This is a genomic window from Streptomyces rishiriensis, assembly GCF_030815485.1.
GTDB lineage: Bacteria > Actinomycetota > Actinomycetes > Streptomycetales > Streptomycetaceae > Streptomyces > Streptomyces rishiriensis_A.
On the sequence record NZ_JAUSWV010000002.1, the window covers coordinates 4,255,739 to 4,272,889 of the forward strand.

Annotated in this window: 16 protein-coding genes; 8 read left to right on the forward strand and 8 right to left on the reverse strand. The window is 69.3% G+C overall.

Features of this window, described 5'->3' with window-relative positions:
* Positions 1-635: 635 nt before the first annotated feature.
* Both QF030_RS21400 and QF030_RS21405 read left to right on the forward strand, forming a co-directional pair.
* Positions 636-1,721 carry a metallophosphoesterase gene (locus QF030_RS21400; RefSeq protein ID WP_307164267.1) on the forward strand — a complete coding sequence of 362 codons (1,086 nt, stop codon included), beginning with the start codon at positions 636-638 and terminating at the stop codon, positions 1,719-1,721.
* Between the two features lie 226 nt (positions 1,722-1,947).
* Positions 1,948-2,823 (forward strand): hypothetical protein, encoded by an 876-nt coding sequence (locus QF030_RS21405; protein ID WP_307164268.1) that lies wholly within the window; start codon positions 1,948-1,950, stop codon positions 2,821-2,823.
* 242 nt (positions 2,824-3,065) lie between these two features.
* On the opposite strand, the gene QF030_RS21410 is transcribed toward QF030_RS21405, so the two are convergent.
* The 3 genes from QF030_RS21410 to thiC all read right to left on the reverse strand — a co-directional run bounded on the left by QF030_RS21410 (position 3,066) and on the right by thiC (position 7,529).
* Positions 3,066-4,565, reverse strand: a complete 1,500-nt coding sequence (locus QF030_RS21410; RefSeq protein WP_307164269.1) for a VWA domain-containing protein — start codon at positions 4,563-4,565, stop codon at positions 3,066-3,068.
* Positions 4,562-5,557 (reverse strand): hypothetical protein, encoded by a 996-nt coding sequence (locus QF030_RS21415; RefSeq protein ID WP_307167643.1) that lies wholly within the window; start codon positions 5,555-5,557, stop codon positions 4,562-4,564. The genes QF030_RS21410 and QF030_RS21415 overlap by 4 nt, the downstream gene beginning before the upstream one ends.
* A gap of 145 nt (positions 5,558-5,702) precedes the next feature.
* A complete protein-coding gene (gene thiC / locus QF030_RS21420; protein ID WP_307164270.1) occupies positions 5,703-7,529 on the reverse strand; it encodes a phosphomethylpyrimidine synthase ThiC in 1,827 nt (608 codons plus the stop codon).
* 1,196 nt (positions 7,530-8,725) lie between these two features.
* Here thiC and QF030_RS21425 point away from each other — a divergent pair.
* Positions 8,726-9,961, forward strand: coding sequence for a YibE/F family protein (locus QF030_RS21425; RefSeq protein ID WP_307164271.1), 1,236 nt, complete (start codon positions 8,726-8,728; stop codon positions 9,959-9,961).
* Between the two features lie 160 nt (positions 9,962-10,121).
* On the opposite strand, the gene QF030_RS21430 is transcribed toward QF030_RS21425, so the two are convergent.
* The 4 genes from QF030_RS21430 to QF030_RS21445 form a co-directional block, all read right to left on the reverse strand.
* Positions 10,122-10,568 (reverse strand): SsgA family sporulation/cell division regulator, encoded by a 447-nt coding sequence (locus QF030_RS21430; protein ID WP_307164272.1) that lies wholly within the window; start codon positions 10,566-10,568, stop codon positions 10,122-10,124.
* 100 nt (positions 10,569-10,668) lie between these two features.
* Positions 10,669-11,526, reverse strand: coding sequence for an IclR family transcriptional regulator (locus QF030_RS21435; protein WP_373428791.1), 858 nt, complete (start codon positions 11,524-11,526; stop codon positions 10,669-10,671).
* Positions 11,527-11,735: 209 nt separating this feature from the next.
* Complete coding sequence (locus QF030_RS21440) at positions 11,736-11,948, reverse strand: DUF5326 family protein (protein ID WP_307164273.1); 213 nt, start codon at positions 11,946-11,948, stop codon at positions 11,736-11,738.
* A 232-nt stretch (positions 11,949-12,180) separates the two neighbouring features.
* Complete coding sequence (locus QF030_RS21445) at positions 12,181-12,498, reverse strand: cupin domain-containing protein (RefSeq protein ID WP_020130690.1); 318 nt, start codon at positions 12,496-12,498, stop codon at positions 12,181-12,183.
* A gap of 58 nt (positions 12,499-12,556) precedes the next feature.
* On the opposite strand from QF030_RS21445, the gene QF030_RS21450 reads away from it, so the two are divergent.
* The 5 genes from QF030_RS21450 to QF030_RS21470 all read left to right on the forward strand — a co-directional run bounded on the left by QF030_RS21450 (position 12,557) and on the right by QF030_RS21470 (position 16,292).
* The gene (locus tag QF030_RS21450; protein WP_307164274.1) at positions 12,557-12,934 is read left to right on the forward strand and encodes a phage holin family protein; all 378 of its coding nucleotides are present in this window, start codon (positions 12,557-12,559) and stop codon (positions 12,932-12,934) included.
* Between the two features lie 7 nt (positions 12,935-12,941).
* On the forward strand, positions 12,942-13,433 hold the full coding sequence (locus QF030_RS21455) for a low molecular weight protein-tyrosine-phosphatase (protein WP_307164275.1): 492 nt from the start codon (positions 12,942-12,944) through the stop codon (positions 13,431-13,433).
* Complete coding sequence (locus QF030_RS21460; protein ID WP_307164276.1) at positions 13,430-14,587, forward strand: cystathionine gamma-lyase; 1,158 nt, start codon at positions 13,430-13,432, stop codon at positions 14,585-14,587. The genes QF030_RS21455 and QF030_RS21460 overlap by 4 nt, the downstream gene beginning before the upstream one ends.
* A 228-nt stretch (positions 14,588-14,815) precedes the next feature.
* A complete protein-coding gene (locus QF030_RS21465; protein WP_307164277.1) occupies positions 14,816-15,721 on the forward strand; it encodes a LysR family transcriptional regulator in 906 nt (301 codons plus the stop codon).
* A gap of 88 nt (positions 15,722-15,809) precedes the next feature.
* Complete coding sequence (locus QF030_RS21470; protein ID WP_062644805.1) at positions 15,810-16,292, forward strand: NUDIX domain-containing protein; 483 nt, start codon at positions 15,810-15,812, stop codon at positions 16,290-16,292.
* 71 nt (positions 16,293-16,363) lie between these two features.
* Here the strand turns inward: QF030_RS21470 and QF030_RS21475 are convergent, their stop codons facing one another.
* Entirely contained in the window at positions 16,364-16,996 is a 633-nt protein-coding gene (locus QF030_RS21475) for an HAD family hydrolase (protein ID WP_307164278.1), read from the reverse strand.
* Positions 16,997-17,151 lie beyond the last annotated feature (155 nt).

Sequence of the window (17,151 nt, forward strand, 5' to 3'; positions counted from 1 at the left end):
GGGTCGGGCCGTGCGGGGGCGGTCCGGAGGGGACGGACCGGACCGTGCCCGCGACGACTGGGGCGGCGGACCGGACCGTGCGGGAGTGGTCCGGAGGGGGCGGACCGGACCATGTGGGGGGCGGTCCGGGGCAGTGGGGGTTTGCGGCGGGACCGCGGTGGGGCGATGCGGGACAGCGCGAAATGGGGCGGGATGGGACGGCCCGCGGCATTCGGGTGGGGCCGTAGGGATGGCGCGGGCCGCGTCAACGAAAGTTGGCGGGAGGCACGTACGGGCGATTTCCGGCAGTGTGGAAGACATCGGATGCCGCTTCGGCAACACCCGCCTCATCGGCCTCGCTCCGGTCGCCGAAAACACCCTTGCGCGGCCGATGCGTCCTCCGGTCCGTCCGACGGAGCAGCCCGCGGGGGGTGGGGTGCGGGTGTGGGCAAGGTGTGCGCCGGGTGAGTGCGCACTGCCGAAGCCCGGCCCAATCGGGGCGAAAGCCGCGATGAACTGGAGCCTTGCTCCGATTCACCACCCCTGGGTCATCACACGGCACGATCCGCATTCCTATGATGGACGCACGGCACCGCGGGCCGCTGCGACCAGGCAGCCCGAAGGGTGCAGATGCGGCGCGATGGTGGAGGGGTCTGATGACTCAGGGGGCCGGTCAGGGACCCGAGGTGGAGCGGACGGCGACGTTGCGCGACTTCCGGGTGCCCGCGTACGTCCACGAGACCGGTCCGTACGACCCCGGCACAGACCCCGGCAATGCCGCGCCGCCTCTCGAGGAGCCGCTGGAGCACCCGGACGGATACACGCCCACCCAGCGCGACCTGCCCGTCATCACCCGGCGCGGCGACACCCTCCAGGTGGCCGTGGACCCGGCGGCGGTCCAGGCCCCGCTGCCGGCGACCGGTCCGGGACCGCTGTTCGTCGTCGGCGACGTCCATGGCTACCTCGACGAACTGGTGGCCGCGCTGCAGGAGAAGGGCTTGGTCGACTCCGCCGGCAACTGGTGCGCGGGCACCGCCCGGCTGTGGTTCCTGGGCGACTTCACCGACCGTGGCCCGGACGGCATCGGCGTCATCGATCTCGTCATGCGGCTGTCCGCCGAGGCCGCCGCGGCCGGCGGGTACTGCAAGGCCCTCATGGGCAACCACGAACTGCTGCTGCTCGGCGCCAAGCGCTTCGGTGACACGCCCGTCAACTCCGGTGCGGGCACCGCCACCTTCCAGGCGGCCTGGCTGCTCAACGGCGGCCAGAAGTACGACATGGACCGTCTTCAGGACCACCACCTCCAATGGATGGCCCGCCTCGACGCGGTCGAGGAGGTCGACGGCCACCTGCTCGTTCACTCGGACACCACCGCCTACCTCGACTACGGAGACTCGATCGAGGCGGTCAACGACACCGTCCGCGAGACGATCACGCGCAATGACGCGGACGAGGTGTGGGACCTGTTCCGCAAGTTCACCAAGCGCTTCTCCTTCCGCGACGAGGGCGGCGCCGACGCCGTACGCTCCCTGCTCGATACGTACGGCGGCACCCGTATCGTTCATGGCCACAGCCCGATTCCCTACCTTCTGGGCGAAGTCGGCTCCGAGGACGGCGAGGACAACGGCGGTCCGCACGTCGAGGGGCCGCACGTCTACGCGGACGGGCTGGCCATCGCGATGGACGGCGGCGTGACGATGGCCGGAAAACTGCTGGTCCAGCAACTGCCCCTGGAGATCTGAGCGTTCCCGGGGCGTCTGCCAGGCGCTCCCGGAGCGGTTCCCGGGGCAGAAGTACCCCACTGTGAAGCCGTCGGCGACATCGCAGGCCAGGGGCCAATTTCGGCAAACCCCCTGTCACCCCATGCCGTCACCGCTCTACCATCGGGTTATCCGTAGCAGGCTCCCCTCCGTTTCTGCCCGACGGCTCGTTGGCATGCGAGCCCCAAGCCCTACGGAGCATCGGGGGATGCAGATGAACAGCGTTCCGCAGCACCTGAACAGCGAGGACCGCCAGGAGTACGAGCGGATCCTCGACGAGGCGCTGCGCTCCGCCCCACACCACCCGGAACTGGCCGCGGTCGGACAGCGGCTCAACCCCGAACAACTGCGCACCATGGCGCTCAACGCCTCCGCACTCATCACCGTGGCCGCGGCGGCCGAGTACCAGCACTACGTGAAGGTCCGCGAGGAACTGCGCCATCCCGCGCCGTCCACCCCGTCGTCCCCGTCCGAGACCGGCTCCACGGAGCCCGGCGCGGCCGCGATGGGGCTCGCGACCACCATGGGGGAGGCGGTCCAGGCCGCCGAAGCCGCCGGAGCGGGCGCCGTCGCCGCCGTCCTCACCCCCGTCCTCGCCGGCGCCGCCGCAGTGATCTTCCTGCTCGTCGGCTATCTCCTCAGGGCGCTCGACCCCGAGCAGGCGTTCGCCCGGACCATGGTCACCGCCGGCTGGACGTTCGGGGCCGTGGCCGTGGCCGCGATCCTCGTCGCCACCGTCGCGCTGCTGCTCACCGCCCTGCGCAACCGGCCCTCCCTGGAGGCAGGACCGTACGGCGAACTGAGCCAGGAGGTCGACCAGGCCAAGGAGGCCTGGCGAGATGCCCTGCTGGAGCGCGGCATCCTGCCGTTCCTCCGGGAGGCACTCGCCGATCCCGGAGCGGCGGCGGCCCTGCACCCCGCCCCGGCTCCACCGGCTCCGATCAGCCGCCTCCCGAAGATCGGCTATGACCGCCCGGGATTCAGCAGCCCGGACGACGGCCGTTCGACCGGCCCGCGCCCGAGCTTCAGCAGCCCGGACTACACCAGCCCGGACTTCGGCGGCCCGGAGCACCAGCCGGACTAGGCACTCGGCTTGCGCCCCCTGCCGACCCCGCCAAGGGGAGCGCAAGCCGTACGCCCGGCACCGATCGGCCTTGGTGACGAGCCGGTCCAGGATCGGTGCCGCCCTGCGGTGCACGCTCAGTGCTCAGTGCTGCCCTGTGACCGGACGGAGGCACGGAGACGGGCAGCCCCGAGTCACACCTCCGGCCATCGGGCCGACCGCCATACGTCCATACCTCCATATGATCGATCGTCCGGCGCCGGTCAGAGGATGCCCGCCCGACCGGCCTCGGTGATCCAGCTGGGGAACTCGGACAGCAGTCGGTCGTAGAGCTCCTGGTCCGGAACGGTGCTGATGTCGTCCACCGAGAAGAACCCCACGTTGTCGACGCGGCGTCCGGGCAGCGTGTCGAACCGTTCCAGGACCCCGTAGTTGGACCGGCCGAGTCCGACGAACTGCCAGAAGATCGGCTCCTCGACCGCCGCCCGCAGCTCCCGCTCGATCGCCGCGTCGCGGTAGACCCCTCCGTCGGAGAAGAACAGCACCAAGGTCGGGGCAGCTGCCGGATTTTCCCGGACATACGACCTGACCTGGGCGATCGCCTTCTGTTCCTCGTTCTGGATGCCGACCGAGCGCATGTCGACCTGCCCGGGCTCCATCCCCTTACGCGGCTTCTTGCCGCGCCGGAACAGACTGATCTCACCCACCCGCACATGCAGCCGCAGCCATTCGGGGAGTTCACCCAACCGCAGGTCGGGAAGGCGCGCGGCATCGCTGGCGAAGGTCCAGGCCTGCATCTCGCCGTCGTCGTCGAGTTGTGCCGCCACGGCCGCCATACGCTCGACGACGTCCGCCACCACACCCCGTGAATACAGGAACGACATGGACCCGGAGGCATCGAGGACCAGCACCACCCGCGCGCTGATCCCCGTCGCTCCCCGCTTGCTCAGGCTGACGGCCACCTGCTCCTTGCGCAGCGACAGCCGCTTGCGCATGTCGACAGGAAGCCGTTCCTCCCCCTTGGTCGGACGGGGGCCGGTCGGTGGGGCGCTGGTGAGTGGCGTGCTTGTCGGTGGGGTGAGCCCGGGCGGAGTGACGGCTGCTCGGGGAGTGCCGGCTTGCGGGGTGCCGGCTTGCGGGGTGCCGGCTTGCGGGGTGCTGGTTGCTTGCGGGGTGACCGGAGGTGGGGCGAGCGCCGGGCGGTCCGGTGGGCTGACCGCCTGCTCCGGTTCCTCGTCGACCGTGATCCCGAAGTCCGTGGCCACCCCGGAAAGGCCAGAGGCGTACCCCTGCCCGACCGCACGGAACTTCCATCGCCCTTCGCGCAGATACAGCTCGCCGGCGATGAACGCCGTCTCCGTGTCGGCCTGCATCTCGAAGCGGGCCACTTCGGAGCGCCCGTCGCCGCCGAGCAGCCGCAACGTCAGGCCGCTCACCTGACCGAAGGTGCCGCCATCGGCCGACGCGCACAGCACCACCCGCGTGATGGCGCCCTCGATCGCGCGCAGGTCCACCTGGACGGTGTCGGTCATGACACCGGCTTCGCGCCGCTTTCCCGCATGCCGCACGGCGCCGGAAGCGTGCAGCGGCTGGTTGTAGAAGACGAAATCGCCGTCGTCACGCACCCGTCCGTCCTGCGCCAACAGCAGCGCCGAGGCATCGATGTCCGGCCCACCGGCCCCCTCGGCCCAGCTCAGTTCGACCCGTACGTCCGGCGCGTCGACCGGCAGATTGGCACCCTTGCTCAGGAATCGCGCTGTCATGGAGGCAAGTCTGCCGAGCCGCCGCCCTGAGGCAACCGAACGAACGCGATGCCTTGCTCCTGGGCGACCGCCAAAAGCATGCCGTCAGGACGCAAAGCCGCGACCGGTGTCGGTATGTGGGTGACTCCGTAGGCACCCTCGCGGCGCGACACCCTCAGCTCGGGCCATTCCGCGACCACTTCACCTGTCGTGACGTCGATCAGCCGAGGGTGGCCGTGCAAGGAGACGAGGCGACCGCCCCCCGCGAGCAGCGTGCCGACCTCGAAATCGACGGGGTTCCGGTGCAGCCATGTGCGCCGGGACGGTGACCACACTCCGATGTGGCGGCGTCCGAGTTCGGGGACGTCCTCGTCCGCGAGGACTTCGTCTCCGGTCGCCACCGCCAGCCGGTCGGCGTCGAGCCAGCAAGCGGATTCCACCTCGGCGTCGATACCCGGCTGCAACGGCAACACACCGTGCCCGTCCAGTACGGCCGCGTCTGTCAGGGCGCTCTCCAGATCGAACACCTCGACGATCCCGTACGGATGCCAGACCCAGCCCGCCACCAGCAGGTGCTTGCCGTCCCCGGCCACCGACAGCCGGGAATGAAACACGTCCCTCGCTTCGCGGGCGCCGGTGGTGATCCGCTGCCCCGACGCCACGTCCTCGATCTGCAGCACGCCGGACTCCTCGGGGCAGTGGACCAGGATCTCCCGGCCGTCCGCCAGGATCCCCAGGGCCACGGGATAGTCGTAGTCCTCGGCGTGGTCCGGACTACGCGTCAGTCCACGGAGGGGCCGGGTGCCCTCCAGCAACAGCGCTTCGGTCCCCCGCTCCGCGTACACGACGCTGTAGCGGCCGGACGGCGATATGACACATCGGTCGAAACCGGGACCGTGGTCGCCGGCGATCCGGCGCTCCACCCCGTCGGCGCTCCAGGCCCGTCCCCCCACCACATCGACCAGCTCATCACCCTGCCAGGCCAATGACCGGACCGGCGTCGTCGACTTCACCCATTCCAAGGCCCCGCTCCCCCCGATCGCAAACATGCCGTCCCCCTGGGTGAGAACCGCTCGCGGCGTTGTCCTGAGCCGGGGCCGCTCAGGCGCTGTCCCAGGTGTGAGACCTCGAGGGACAGCGCCCGTGCGAATACGCCAGTCAGTCGGCCAGCGGCAGGTACACCCTGTTCCCGCTCGCCGCGAACTCCTTCGACTTCTCCAGCATCCCCTCGGCGATCTCCTCCGCCGAGGCCCCGTCGGCCGCCCCGGAGCCGAACCGCTCGTTGATGCTCTGGCTGATCTTCATCGAGCAGAACTTAGGTCCGCACATCGAGCAGAAGTGCGCCGTCTTCGCCGGCTCCGCGGGCAGGGTCTCATCGTGGAACTCCCGTGCGGTGTCCGGATCGAGAGCGAGGTTGAACTGGTCCTCCCAGCGGAACTCGAAGCGGGCGTCGGACAGCGCGTCGTCCCATTCCTGCGCGCCGGGGTGCCCCTTGGCGAGGTCGGCCGCGTGGGCGGCGATCTTGTAGGTGATGACGCCGGTCTTGACGTCGTCACGGTTGGGCAGGCCCAGATGCTCCTTGGGCGTGACATAGCAGAGCATGGCCGTGCCCCACCAGGCGATCATCGCGGCGCCGATGCCGGAGGTGATGTGGTCGTACGCCGGCGCGACGTCCGTCGTCAGCGGGCCGAGCGTATAGAACGGAGCTTCATCACAGATCTCCTGCTGAAGGTCGATGTTCTCTTTGATCTTGTGCATCGGGACATGGCCCGGGCCCTCGATCATCGTCTGAACATGGAAACGCTTCGCGATCCGGTTGAGTTCCCCGAGCGTCCTCAACTCCGCGAACTGGGCGGCGTCGTTGGCGTCCGCGATGGAACCCGGCCGCAATCCGTCGCCCAGGGAGTACGTGACGTCGTAGGCGGCGAGGATCTCGCAGAGTTCCTCGAAGTTCTCGTAGAGGAACGACTCCTTGTGGTGCGCGAGGCACCAGGCCGCCATGATCGAACCGCCGCGCGACACGATGCCGGTCTTGCGGTTGGCGGTGAGCGGAACATACGCGAGACGGACACCGGCGTGGACCGTCATGTAGTCCACGCCCTGCTCGGCCTGCTCGATGACGGTGTCCTTGTAGATCTCCCAGGTCAGTTCCTCGGCGCGACCGTCTACCTTCTCCAGCGCCTGGTACAGCGGCACCGTGCCGATGGGGACGGGGGAGTTGCGCAGCACCCACTCGCGGGTGGTGTGGATGTTGCGGCCGGTCGACAGGTCCATGACCGTGTCGGCGCCCCAACGGGTCGCCCAGGTCATCTTCTCGACCTCCTCCTCGATGGAGGACGTCACCGCCGAATTGCCGATGTTGGCGTTGACCTTCACCAGGAACCGCTTGCCGATGATCATCGGCTCGATCTCCGGGTGATTGATGTTGACCGGCAGCACCGCGCGGCCCGCCGCGATCTCCTCCCGCACCACCTCGGGGGAAACGTTCTCTCGGATGGCCACGAACTCCATCTCGGGTGTGATCTCCCCCCGGCGCGCATACGCGAGCTGGGTGACCGCCTCACCGCCCCGGCCGCGGCGCGGAAGTCGCGGCCGACCGGGGAAGACCGCGTCGAGGTTGCGCAGACCGCCGCGCGGCGAGGTGTGCTTGATGCCATCGTCCTCGGGGCGGACCGGACGGCCCGTGTACTCCTCGGTGTCGCCCCGGGCAATGATCCAGTTCTCGCGCAACGGCGACAGGCCCCTGCGAACGTCGGTCTCGACCAGTGGATCCGTGTACGGGCCCGAGGTGTCGTACAGGGTGACCGACTGACCGTTGGTGAGATGCACCTGACGGACCGGCACCCGGAGATCGGAGCGAGCGCCCTCGACGTACCCCTTGTGCCAGCCGATGGACTTCCCGGCCTCCGACGCGTTCACGTCGACCGAGCTTTCGCTGGCCGCGTTCTGCGTGAAGGCAGGCGTGCGTGCGTCCTTGTTGGTCATGAGACCTACTCCCTACGCCGGCATTACCCGGTAACAGGTTCGGCGGTCGACGCAGCGGCTACCGCCTGCCGACGTTTCATGTGAAACATCACTCGATTCGAGAGACGTTCCACGTGAAACATCGCAAAGACGGAGGTCAGCGCCCTCTCAGCCCGGTGCTCCGAGCTCCCGCGTGTGCAAAGGTTGGCTCCACGCTAGCGTCAATTCTGGCGCGGTGAACAGAGGGCCCGTGTCGTTCTTGCGATGATCGGTCGGTGACCACGACACACCAGCCCCCGTTCCCACCGCCCGAGCCGCCCCGCCGACCGGGCGCCGCCGGCGGCACTGGCACCGGCTCCGGCACTGGCTCCGGAAGCGGTTCTGGCAGCGGTCCCAGAGGCGACCACGACTTCGGCAACGGTCACGATCACCCCCCTCGCCCCGGCCACGGTCCGGGATACGCCGGCGGACTCGGCGGACTGAGACGCGTCGGAGTTCCCGGCGGTCCGGGTGAAGGCCCCGGGTCCGGCCCGGGAACACGGTCGGCGACCGAAGCGGGGTCGGGGAGCGGGGCCGAGTCGAGAACCGGCCGTGGGTACGGACCCGGTCCAGGGGACGGGAACGGGAACGGGAACGGCCGGGGATACCGGAGCGGGCCGGGAGACGGGAGCGGACAAGGGCCCGAAAACGACCAGGCGTACGGGGGCGACCAGGCGTACGGGTACGGCCGCGGATACGGGAGCGACCGGGGGGCCGGGGGCGGATCCGCTGCCGGGCAGGAGTACGGCCCCGACCACGGTGCCGACCCTCGTCCTGGCTCAGGCCCTCGTACCGGGCATGGCCCTGGATCCGGTTCCGGCGGCCGCCGTGCGGCTGTTCCCGGTCCGAGCCGCACAGCTTCTGGCTCCGGTGGCGGGTACGGCTTCGAGCGCGAACACGGTCAGGGGCACAGCCACGACGGTGCTCATGGCGGCGGCCCCGGGAACGGCTCCGGTGAGGGCCACGGCGGCGGTCACGGCCACGGCCCGGGCGACGGGCACGGCACCGGTTCCGGCTCCGGCTCCGGCTCCGACGGCGGACACGGCTCCGGGTCCGACGGTGGGCACGGCCATTCGCACAGCCACAGTCACGGCCCGGCCGCCCCGGTCTCCCAGCACCTGCGCAAGGTCATCGCGGCCATCCTCATCCCGTTCGGTGCCGCCGTTCTGGTGGGGCTCGTGGTGTTGTGGCCCGGCGGAGCCCCGGCGCACGAACGCACCGGAGTCGGCTTCGACCGACAGACCCAACAGGCCACGGTCACCAAGGTCGTGAGCGTGAGCTGCGCTTCGGTGAACGCCTCGGGCGACACTCCTACCGGCGACACCTCCACGGCGGAAGGCTCCTCCGCTCAGCAACAGGCGAGCGGCGACTGCAAGCGCGCCACGATCCGCGTGGACACCGGCGACGACAAGGGCCGTACGTTCACCGAGATCGTCCAGCCGGACCAGTCGCGGCAGTTGGAGCAGGGCGAGAAGGTCGTCGTGGCCTACGAGCCCTCCGCTCCGAGGGATCTCCAGTACTCGGTCACCGACGTGAACCGCCGCATTCCGATGGCGGTCCTGGCCATCATCTTCGCGGTCGCCGTCGTGGTCGTCGGGCGGCTGCGGGGCGTCATGGCGCTGGTCGCGCTGGCCATCAGCTTCATGGTGCTGAACTTCTTCGTCCTGCCCGCGATCCTCCAGGGGTCGAACCCACTGGTCGTGGCGGTGGTGGGATCGAGCGCCATCATGCTGATCGCGCTGTATCTCTGTCACGGGCTCTCGGCCCGCACGTCCGTCGCGGTGCTCGGCACACTGATCTCCCTGCTGCTGATCGGCGTCCTCGGCTCGCTGTTCATCGACTGGGCCGCGCTGACCGGCAACACGGACGACAACACCGGCCTGATCCATGGCCTGTACCCGTCGATCGACATGAGCGGTCTGCTGCTGGCCGGCATCATCATCGGCTCGCTCGGCGTCCTCGACGACGTGACGGTCACCCAGACGTCGGCGGTCTGGGAACTGCACGAGGCCAACCCCGCGATGGGCTGGCGCGACCTGTACCGGGCCGGCATCCGCATCGGCCGCGACCACATCGCGTCCGTGGTCAACACGCTCGTCCTCGCCTACGCCGGTGCCGCGCTCCCGCTGTTGCTGCTCTTCTCGATCGCGCAGAGCAGCGTGGGCGGCGTCGCCAACAGCGAACTGGTCGCCGAGGAGATCGTGCGCACCCTGGTGGGCTCCATCGGCCTGGTCGCCTCCGTGCCCGTCACCACGGCCCTGGCGGCGCTGGTGGTCTCCGCGGACCGGCCGGGCTCAGGAAAGGCGCCCGTGGCGGCTCCCGAAGCGGCTCCTGCGGCGCCGGTGGGAGCAACGGCCGCAGGGGGCGGCAGCGCCCCGGCCCGGGGCGGCCGGGGCAGGCGGCGCAAGCGCTGAAACCGGAGGGTGCCCGAGCGCGGACGACACCGTCCCGCTCGGGCACCCGCCCCACCCGTCCCGCAAGGCCGTTCAGCCCTTGCGGGCTCTGCATGAAGAAGCGTTCCTGCACAACCCCGACCGCGGCTGAGCACTCGCCGGCTCTCGCTTCGCCACCACGTCAGCCGGCGCTCTGCTCCTCTGCCAGGATCCGGTCCAACGCCTCGTCCAGATGCGCGTCGAAATCGGCGAGAGCACCCTCCTGGCCCAGCGGCACCAGCTTGTCGGTGCGGTCGAGAAACGCCACGAGCGGAGCCGCCGAGGAACGGAACAGCGCCTGGTCACCCCCGACCTGAAGCCGGATCAGGACCTCCCCCAGCACATCGATGTCCACCGGCGAGACCCGGACGTCTCCTTCACCGCACGGCCTGCCCACCCCGTCGATGAGCAACTCGCGCCCGAAGGCCCAGGTCACCGGGGCATCGCCGGGCAGATGGAAGGTGAGTCGCACCGCATAGGGGTCACACGACTCGTAACCCAGCTCCACCGGAATGCGGAACGAGAGTTCCTCCGAGACGAGGAAGCTCATCATGACCTCTGCCTGTACTGCCTGTACGGACTCGCGCATCGCCTTACCCCGTCATTTGCCGCCGACTGGCCGGGAATGGACCTTCTGACACTGCACGCATCTTGCAGAAAGTACTCAACAGATCACAAGGAGTGAGTTTTCAGATACTGATAGAGATCGCCAGTGATCCCAGCAGTCGTCCGACCTCACTCTGGAGCTGCCGAGCCGCCGGCAGCAGCCGGTCGGCGTGATGGGCGGGCAGTGAGATCGCCATCGTGGCCGCGGTGGTCCCCACGGTGATCGGAATGGCGGCGCACACGGTGCCCAGCGCGTACTCCTGTCGTTCGACGACCGGTTCCATACGCCGCATCCGCTCCAGGCGCCGCAGCAGAGAGTGGTTGTCACGCACGGTGTACGGGGTGATCGACTGCGCCGGGTAGCGGTCCAGGTGGTCGCGGCGGGCTTCCTCGTCCAACTGGGAGAGCAGGCACTGGCCGATGGCGTGTGCGTGGCCGGTCTCGCCGAAGTCGGCCCACTCCTCGACCGCCGGATTGCCCGGGGTGTCGGAGACGCACATGATCTCGATCTCACCGTCGCGGTATCTCGCGTAGTACACGGGGACACCGATGGAATCGCGCCACCGGGCGAGGGTGTCGACCACCGTGCTGCGACGTTTCTGCGCCGCCCCGCTCCTGCCGAGCCGCTCAGCCGCCTCACCGAGGAAGAACAGCCCCTTGTCCCGTCGCAGATAGCCCTCGTGCACGAGGGTGCGCAGCAGGTGATAGGCCGTCGGCAGCGCGAGTTCGGTCTCGCGGGCGAGTTGTTTGGCCGGAGCCCCGTACTCGTGCTCCGCGACGGATTCCAGCAGCCGCATGGCGCGCTGGACGGAGCCGATCAGGGTGGCGGCGGGGTGGGGATGCTCGCCGGTGTTCGTGTTCGGTGGGCGTTGCAGCGGGGGGGCGGCGGAACGGGGCCGGGCGGGGGGTGCGAACGGTTCTGCCGATGCGGTGTCAACCATGACCACGGGTCACTTCCGGAGCGCGAGGGGGGAGGTCCCCGTGTGGGGAACCCGGGGAGGGGGGATGTGCGCCACTCGCGGGGTTCGTCCCCACGACGAGTTCCGGACTTTAACCGCCTGCCACCACGTACAGACGGGCTGTCGGCGAAACTTCCCCCGGCCGAGGGAACAGGCGATTCCTGTTACCGCTCACCGGCCTCCCGCACCGCTCACCAGTCGCTGCGCGACGAGGAACTCGACGTGAACTTCCTCACGACGTAGATCAGTCCGCCGACCAGCGCCACGAAGACCAGCAGCTTGAAGAGCAGGCCGATCACGAACCCGACGAAGCTGGCTATGAGGCCGCCGAACACGACGAGGGCGATGACCGGCACCGCGACCCACTTCACCCACCACGGCATTCCCGCGAAGATCTCTCGCATCGCCCTTTGTCCTCATCTTCGGTCGATGTCCGGCGCCCTTGGCGGGCCGGAGCGTTTCGATGTCCTGCCGCCGATGCTAGGTCCGAAGAGGGTGCCGACGGGGGCCTCGCATCCCTTGTCCTCCCCTGACCGAACCCCTAGGGAACCCCGAGACCACTGCTCACCCGGCAGACGGACCCGTCAGGACGTGCACCGGACAGCCATGCCCACGGCAGGCTCGGGCGGGGAGCGCTCAGCCCTCGGCCGGCGAGAACACGACCAGGACCCGAAGGTCCTCGCTGATGTGGTGGAACTTGTGGGCGACCCCGGCCGGGACATACACCACACTGCCGCGCGCCACCTGCGTGGTCTCCAGGCCGACCGTGATCGAGGCGCGTCCGCTCACGACGAAGTACACCTCGTCCTGGTTGTGCGGGTTCTGCGGATCATGTGCGCCGGCATCGAGCGCGTAGAGCCCGACCGACATGTTCCGTTCGCGCAAGAACTGCAGGTAGGCGCCGTCGTTGGCGGCTCGCTCCGCCTCCAGTTCATCCAACCGGAATGCCTTCATCGACCTTGTCCGCCCTCGTCCGGTGCTCGTTCTCGATCTCTCTGCCACGATCAGACACATGAAGAATTTCGTAGTCAAGACGATCGCCAACGCAGGTGCCCTGGCGGTCGCCGTCTGGCTGCTCGACAAGATCACCCTGACCGGTGACAGCACGGGCAAGAAGATCGGCACCCTTATCGTCGTCGCACTCCTCTTCGGACTGGTGAACTCCCTGGTCAAGCCGCTTGTGAAGGTGCTGACCTTCCCCCTGTTCATCCTCACGCTCGGCCTGATCACCCTCGTGGTCAACGCCCTGATGCTGCTGCTGACCTCATGGCTGGCCGACAAGCTCGACGTGAGCTTCCACGTGGAGGGCTTCTGGACCGCGGTCCTGGGCGGCCTGATCATCTCCGTCGTCTCCTGGGCCCTCAACGTCGTCATGCCCGACGGGGACTGAGCGCGCGATGACCTACCGCGTCTGCTTCGTCTGCACCGGCAACATCTGCCGCTCGCCGATGGCCGAGTCGGTCCTTCGCGCGCGCGTGGACGACGCCGGCCTCGAGGGACTGATCGAGGTGGAGAGCGCCGGCACGGACGACTGGCACGAGGGCGAGAACGCCGATCCGCGTGCCCTCTCCGTCCTGGAGGAGCACGGATACGCCCTCAGCCACACGGCCCGGCGCTTCGCGTCCTCCTGGTTCGCCCGCCTCGACCTCGTCATAGCCCTCGACTCCGGCCATCTCAAAGCGCTGCGCCTCCTCGCACCCACCGAGGAGGACGCGGCGAAGATACGGCTGCTGCGGTCCTACGATCCCGCGGCGGTCGACGACCTCGACGTCCCCGACCCCTACTACGGGGGGCTGAGCGGCTTCGAGGAGTGCCTTGAGATGGTGGAGGAGGCGAGCACCGGTCTGCTCGCCGCCGTACGACACGACGTGGAAGGACGAGTGGCATGAGCGGATCCGCTACCGACGGAGAGCTTTCCAGAGGCCCCGGCGAGGGCACGCGCGCGGTGCGGGCGGGGTTGCCCGAGCCGGTGAAGTACGAGCCGACCCTTCCCGGGCCGGTGTTCGCAGCGCACTTCCACCTGCCGGGCGAGCCGACCGGCCCGTACACCTACGGCCGTGACGAGAACCCGACGTGGACCCACCTGGAGCACGCCATCGGCGAGCTCGAGGCACCGGGCCGGGACGACGTCGAGACGCTCGTCTTCGCCTCCGGCATGGCCGCGATCTCGTCGGTGCTGTTCTCCCAGCTGCGGGCCGGGGACACCGTCGTCCTGCCCGACGACGGCTACCAGGTGCTGCCCCTGGTGCGCGCGCAGCTCGAGGCGTACGGCATCGAGGTACGCACCGCGCCGACCGGCGACGACGCCCAGCTGGACGTCCTGGACGGTGCGAAGCTGCTGTGGATCGAGTCCCCCTCGAACCCGGGGCTCGACGTGTGCGACATCCGGCGGCTGGTCGAGGCGGCACACGCGCGTGGTGCTCTGGTGGCTGTGGACAACACGCTCGCCACCCCGCTCGGCCAGCGCCCGCTGGAACTCGGCGCCGACTTCTCGGTGGCCAGCGGCACCAAGCAGCTCACCGGTCACGGCGACGTCCTCCTCGGCTACGTCACCGGGCGGACCGGTACACCGATGTCAGCCGTACGCCGCTGGCGCAAGATCGTCGGGGCGATTCCCGGGCCCATGGAGGCCTGGCTCGCACACCGGTCGATCGCCACCCTCCAGATGCGCGTCGAGCGGCAGAACAGCACCGCCATGGCCGTGGCCCAGGCACTCCGGGAAAGGCCCGAGGTGACCGGGCTGCGGTACCCGGGGCTGCCGGACGACCCGTCCCACAAGGTCGCCTCGCAGCAGATGCGTCGCTACGGATGCGTGATCTCCTTCACGCTGTCGACGCGCGCGCGTGCCGAGCGTTTCCTCGACGCCCTGCGGCTCGTGGACGACGCGACGAGCTTCGGCGGGGTGCGCTCCACCGCGGAACGCCGCGGACGCTGGGGCGGGGACGCGGTGCCGGAGGGCTTCATCCGGCTGTCCGTCGGTGCCGAGGATCCCGAGGACCTGGTGGCGGATGTGCTGCGTGCGCTCGAGGAGTCGGCACGGTGACCGCCTTACGGACGCCCCGTCGGGGCCCCGCTACGCACAACGGACGGTCCGAGCCTCCCCCCTCGTGGCTCGGACCGTCCTCGGTTCTGCGCGCGAAGAACCGCGTCGACAAGGCTAGTTGACTCTGTGTCAGTGTCCAATCACAGTAGCGGCAGAGAGCTATCGACTTATTTATAGTTGGGCCTTGCCTCAGGTCTGGAGGAGAGGCGGGAAAGAGGGAGGACGCCCATGGATCTGGCCTTGCTGCGCACCTTCGTGACCGTGCACCGGGCCGGCTCCTTCACTCGCGCCGCCGCTCTGCTGGGGCTGTCCCAACCGGCCGTCACATCCCAGATCCGCACGCTGGAACGGCAGCTGGGCCGCCCCCTGTTCCTGCGGCAGGCCCGCGGCGTGACACCGACCAGCATCGGCGACGAGCTCGCCCACAAGGCCGCTCCTCATCTCGACGCCCTGGTGGAGATCGCCGGAACCGGTCCCGGCGACGAGGCCGCCGAGCGGACCCTGCACCTCGCCGGTCCCCCCGAATTCACCGCGGAGCGAGCTCTTCCGGCACTCACCGAACTCTCCGGTGACGACGGCCTGGGGTTCGCCCTGCGTGCCTCCTTCGGAAACGCCGAGGAGGTCCTGGAAGGCCTGGCAGCCGGCCATCACGACCTCGCCATCAGCACGGCGCGACCGCGCGGGTCGCTGCTGACGGCGACGCCGTTGTGCGACGAGGAACACGTCCTGGTCGCCGCCCCGCAATGGGACGAGCGGATCGACGCCGGCAACCTGTGCCGCAAGGGCGTGTCCGCGCTGGAGAACCTCCCGGTCGTCGAAGTCCACGAGTCGCTGCCCCTGGTGTCCCGCTACTGGGCCTCCGTCTTCGACTCCCGGCCCGCCGCCTCGGGCACCGTCATCGTGCCCGACCTGCGCGCGGTCCTCGCGTGCACTGCCGCGGGCGCCGGGCTGGCGGTCCTGCCCCGCTATCTGTGCGCGGCGGCGCTGGAGCGGGGTGACATCGTCGCGCTGCATGAGCCGGCGGTGCCGCCGCTACGGACGTACGTTCTCGTGGCGCGCACCGGAACGCTGGCGACGCCGCATATCGCGCGGGCCCATGAGTGGCTGCTGGGCGCGGCCACCGCGTGGTACTGACCCGGTTTCCGCGCGTCGGCGCAGAATGAGCTCATCCGATGGCCTCTCCCGATGTTTCACGTGGAACCAGCGGGGCCACATTTCTCCCATGACCGTCCGACCCGTGGTCAAGCGCACCGCACGAGCCGTTCTGCTCGACGGCGACAACCTGATCCTGATCAAGCGCACCAAGCCCGGTGTAGATCCCTACTGGGTCACGCCCGGTGGCGGGGTCGAACCGGACGACGCGACCGTGGTGGACGCCTTGCACCGCGAGGTGCACGAGGAACTCGGCGCCAAGATCACCGACGTGGTGCCCTGCTTCGTCGACACCGTCGAACACATCGGTGACGACGGGGGTGCGACCGGCGTGAAGGTGCAGCACTTCTTCGTCTGCCGTCTGGAGTCCATGGACCCGTCCCAGCGACACGGCCCCGAGATCGAGGAACCCGCCGGCGAGTACGAGATCGTCCGCGTGCCGTTCACCCGGGTCGGGATCGCCTCCGTCCACCTCGTGCCGCTGTCCCTGCGGCACTACCTCGACGGAAACATCGAGGGCGTCCGCGCCATGCACGCGCCCGACCTCGGCTGAGGTCATGAACCCGGCACCGAAACGTCCCGTCCGACGCCCCGGTCAATCTCTGCGCGTGCCGTAGAACGGCATCAGCGCTCGCGGCACACCAATGCGTAGGCGTCCCACAGGTCTCTCCCCACGTAGGAGTGGGTCGCGAGGCCCGCCAGATGGTGATCCGAGTTGACGGCCACGGATACCGGCACGACGCCGAACAGATCCTTGTCGGAGAGCGAATCGCCGTAAGCGACGCAGTCGTCCCGTGTCACTCCGAACTCCGCGCAGAGCCGGTCGGCGATCAAAACCTTGGCCGCGGCGCTGAGCACTCCCGCCGGGTCCACGCGCTCGGTGAAAGGGACCGCCGGGAAACGGGACCCGTACGCCGCGTGAGCGCCCCAACCGGTGAGTCTTTCCACGAAGAAGGAAGGCGAGAGCGACACGACCGCGCAGTACTCCCCCCTGCGCCTTATCTCGGCCCAGACATCACGAATGCGTGCCAGCCACGGCGCTCCGTCGAACGCCGCCGTCACATGCTCCTCGGTGAGCTGCGTCCAGAGGTCGTAGACCTGCGTCGCGTACTCCGGCGGCCCGATCAGCCCCGCCGAGATGGAACGCTCCAGCAGCACCGTCTCTGCCTCCCGGCCGAGTTGGCGGGAGATCTCCAACGGAGCGGATGTCCCGTGCAGCAGCGTGCCGTCGAGGTCGAACAGGTGAAGTCGCGCCATGGCCCGAGGCTAACGGGCGGTCCCGGCCCGACCGTGACGGCGGTTCTCCCGAGCTGCCGTTCGCCCTGTTTCACGTGAAACAGTCACGCGCCGTCGGCTCGAGGACGTGGGTGATGGGCCATGCATGGCCAAAAGCACATACCTCCCCGGGGAAA

Bases quoted from the DNA above. Each gene is read 5' to 3' on its own strand.
- QF030_RS21410 (WP_307164269.1), bottom strand. From the start codon at position 4,565: ATGACAGCGCGATTCCTGAGCAAGGGTGCCAATCTGCCGGTCGACGCG.
- QF030_RS21465 (WP_307164277.1), top strand. From the start codon at position 14,816: ATGGATCTGGCCTTGCTGCGCACCTTCGTGACCGTGCACCGGGCCGGC.
- QF030_RS21400 (WP_307164267.1), top strand. From the start codon at position 636: ATGACTCAGGGGGCCGGTCAGGGACCCGAGGTGGAGCGGACGGCGACG.
- QF030_RS21455 (WP_307164275.1), top strand. From the start codon at position 12,942: ATGACCTACCGCGTCTGCTTCGTCTGCACCGGCAACATCTGCCGCTCG.
- QF030_RS21430 (WP_307164272.1), bottom strand. From the start codon at position 10,568: ATGCGCGAGTCCGTACAGGCAGTACAGGCAGAGGTCATGATGAGCTTC.
- QF030_RS21470 (WP_062644805.1), top strand. From the start codon at position 15,810: ATGACCGTCCGACCCGTGGTCAAGCGCACCGCACGAGCCGTTCTGCTC.
- QF030_RS21450 (WP_307164274.1), top strand. From the start codon at position 12,557: ATGAAGAATTTCGTAGTCAAGACGATCGCCAACGCAGGTGCCCTGGCG.
- QF030_RS21435 (WP_373428791.1), bottom strand. From the start codon at position 11,526: ATGGTTGACACCGCATCGGCAGAACCGTTCGCACCCCCCGCCCGGCCC.
- QF030_RS21460 (WP_307164276.1), top strand. From the start codon at position 13,430: ATGAGCGGATCCGCTACCGACGGAGAGCTTTCCAGAGGCCCCGGCGAG.
- thiC (WP_307164270.1), bottom strand. From the start codon at position 7,529: ATGACCAACAAGGACGCACGCACGCCTGCCTTCACGCAGAACGCGGCC.
- QF030_RS21445 (WP_020130690.1), bottom strand. From the start codon at position 12,498: ATGAAGGCATTCCGGTTGGATGAACTGGAGGCGGAGCGAGCCGCCAAC.
- QF030_RS21475 (WP_307164278.1), bottom strand. From the start codon at position 16,996: ATGGCGCGACTTCACCTGTTCGACCTCGACGGCACGCTGCTGCACGGG.
- QF030_RS21405 (WP_307164268.1), top strand. From the start codon at position 1,948: ATGCAGATGAACAGCGTTCCGCAGCACCTGAACAGCGAGGACCGCCAG.
- QF030_RS21440 (WP_307164273.1), bottom strand. From the start codon at position 11,948: ATGCGAGAGATCTTCGCGGGAATGCCGTGGTGGGTGAAGTGGGTCGCG.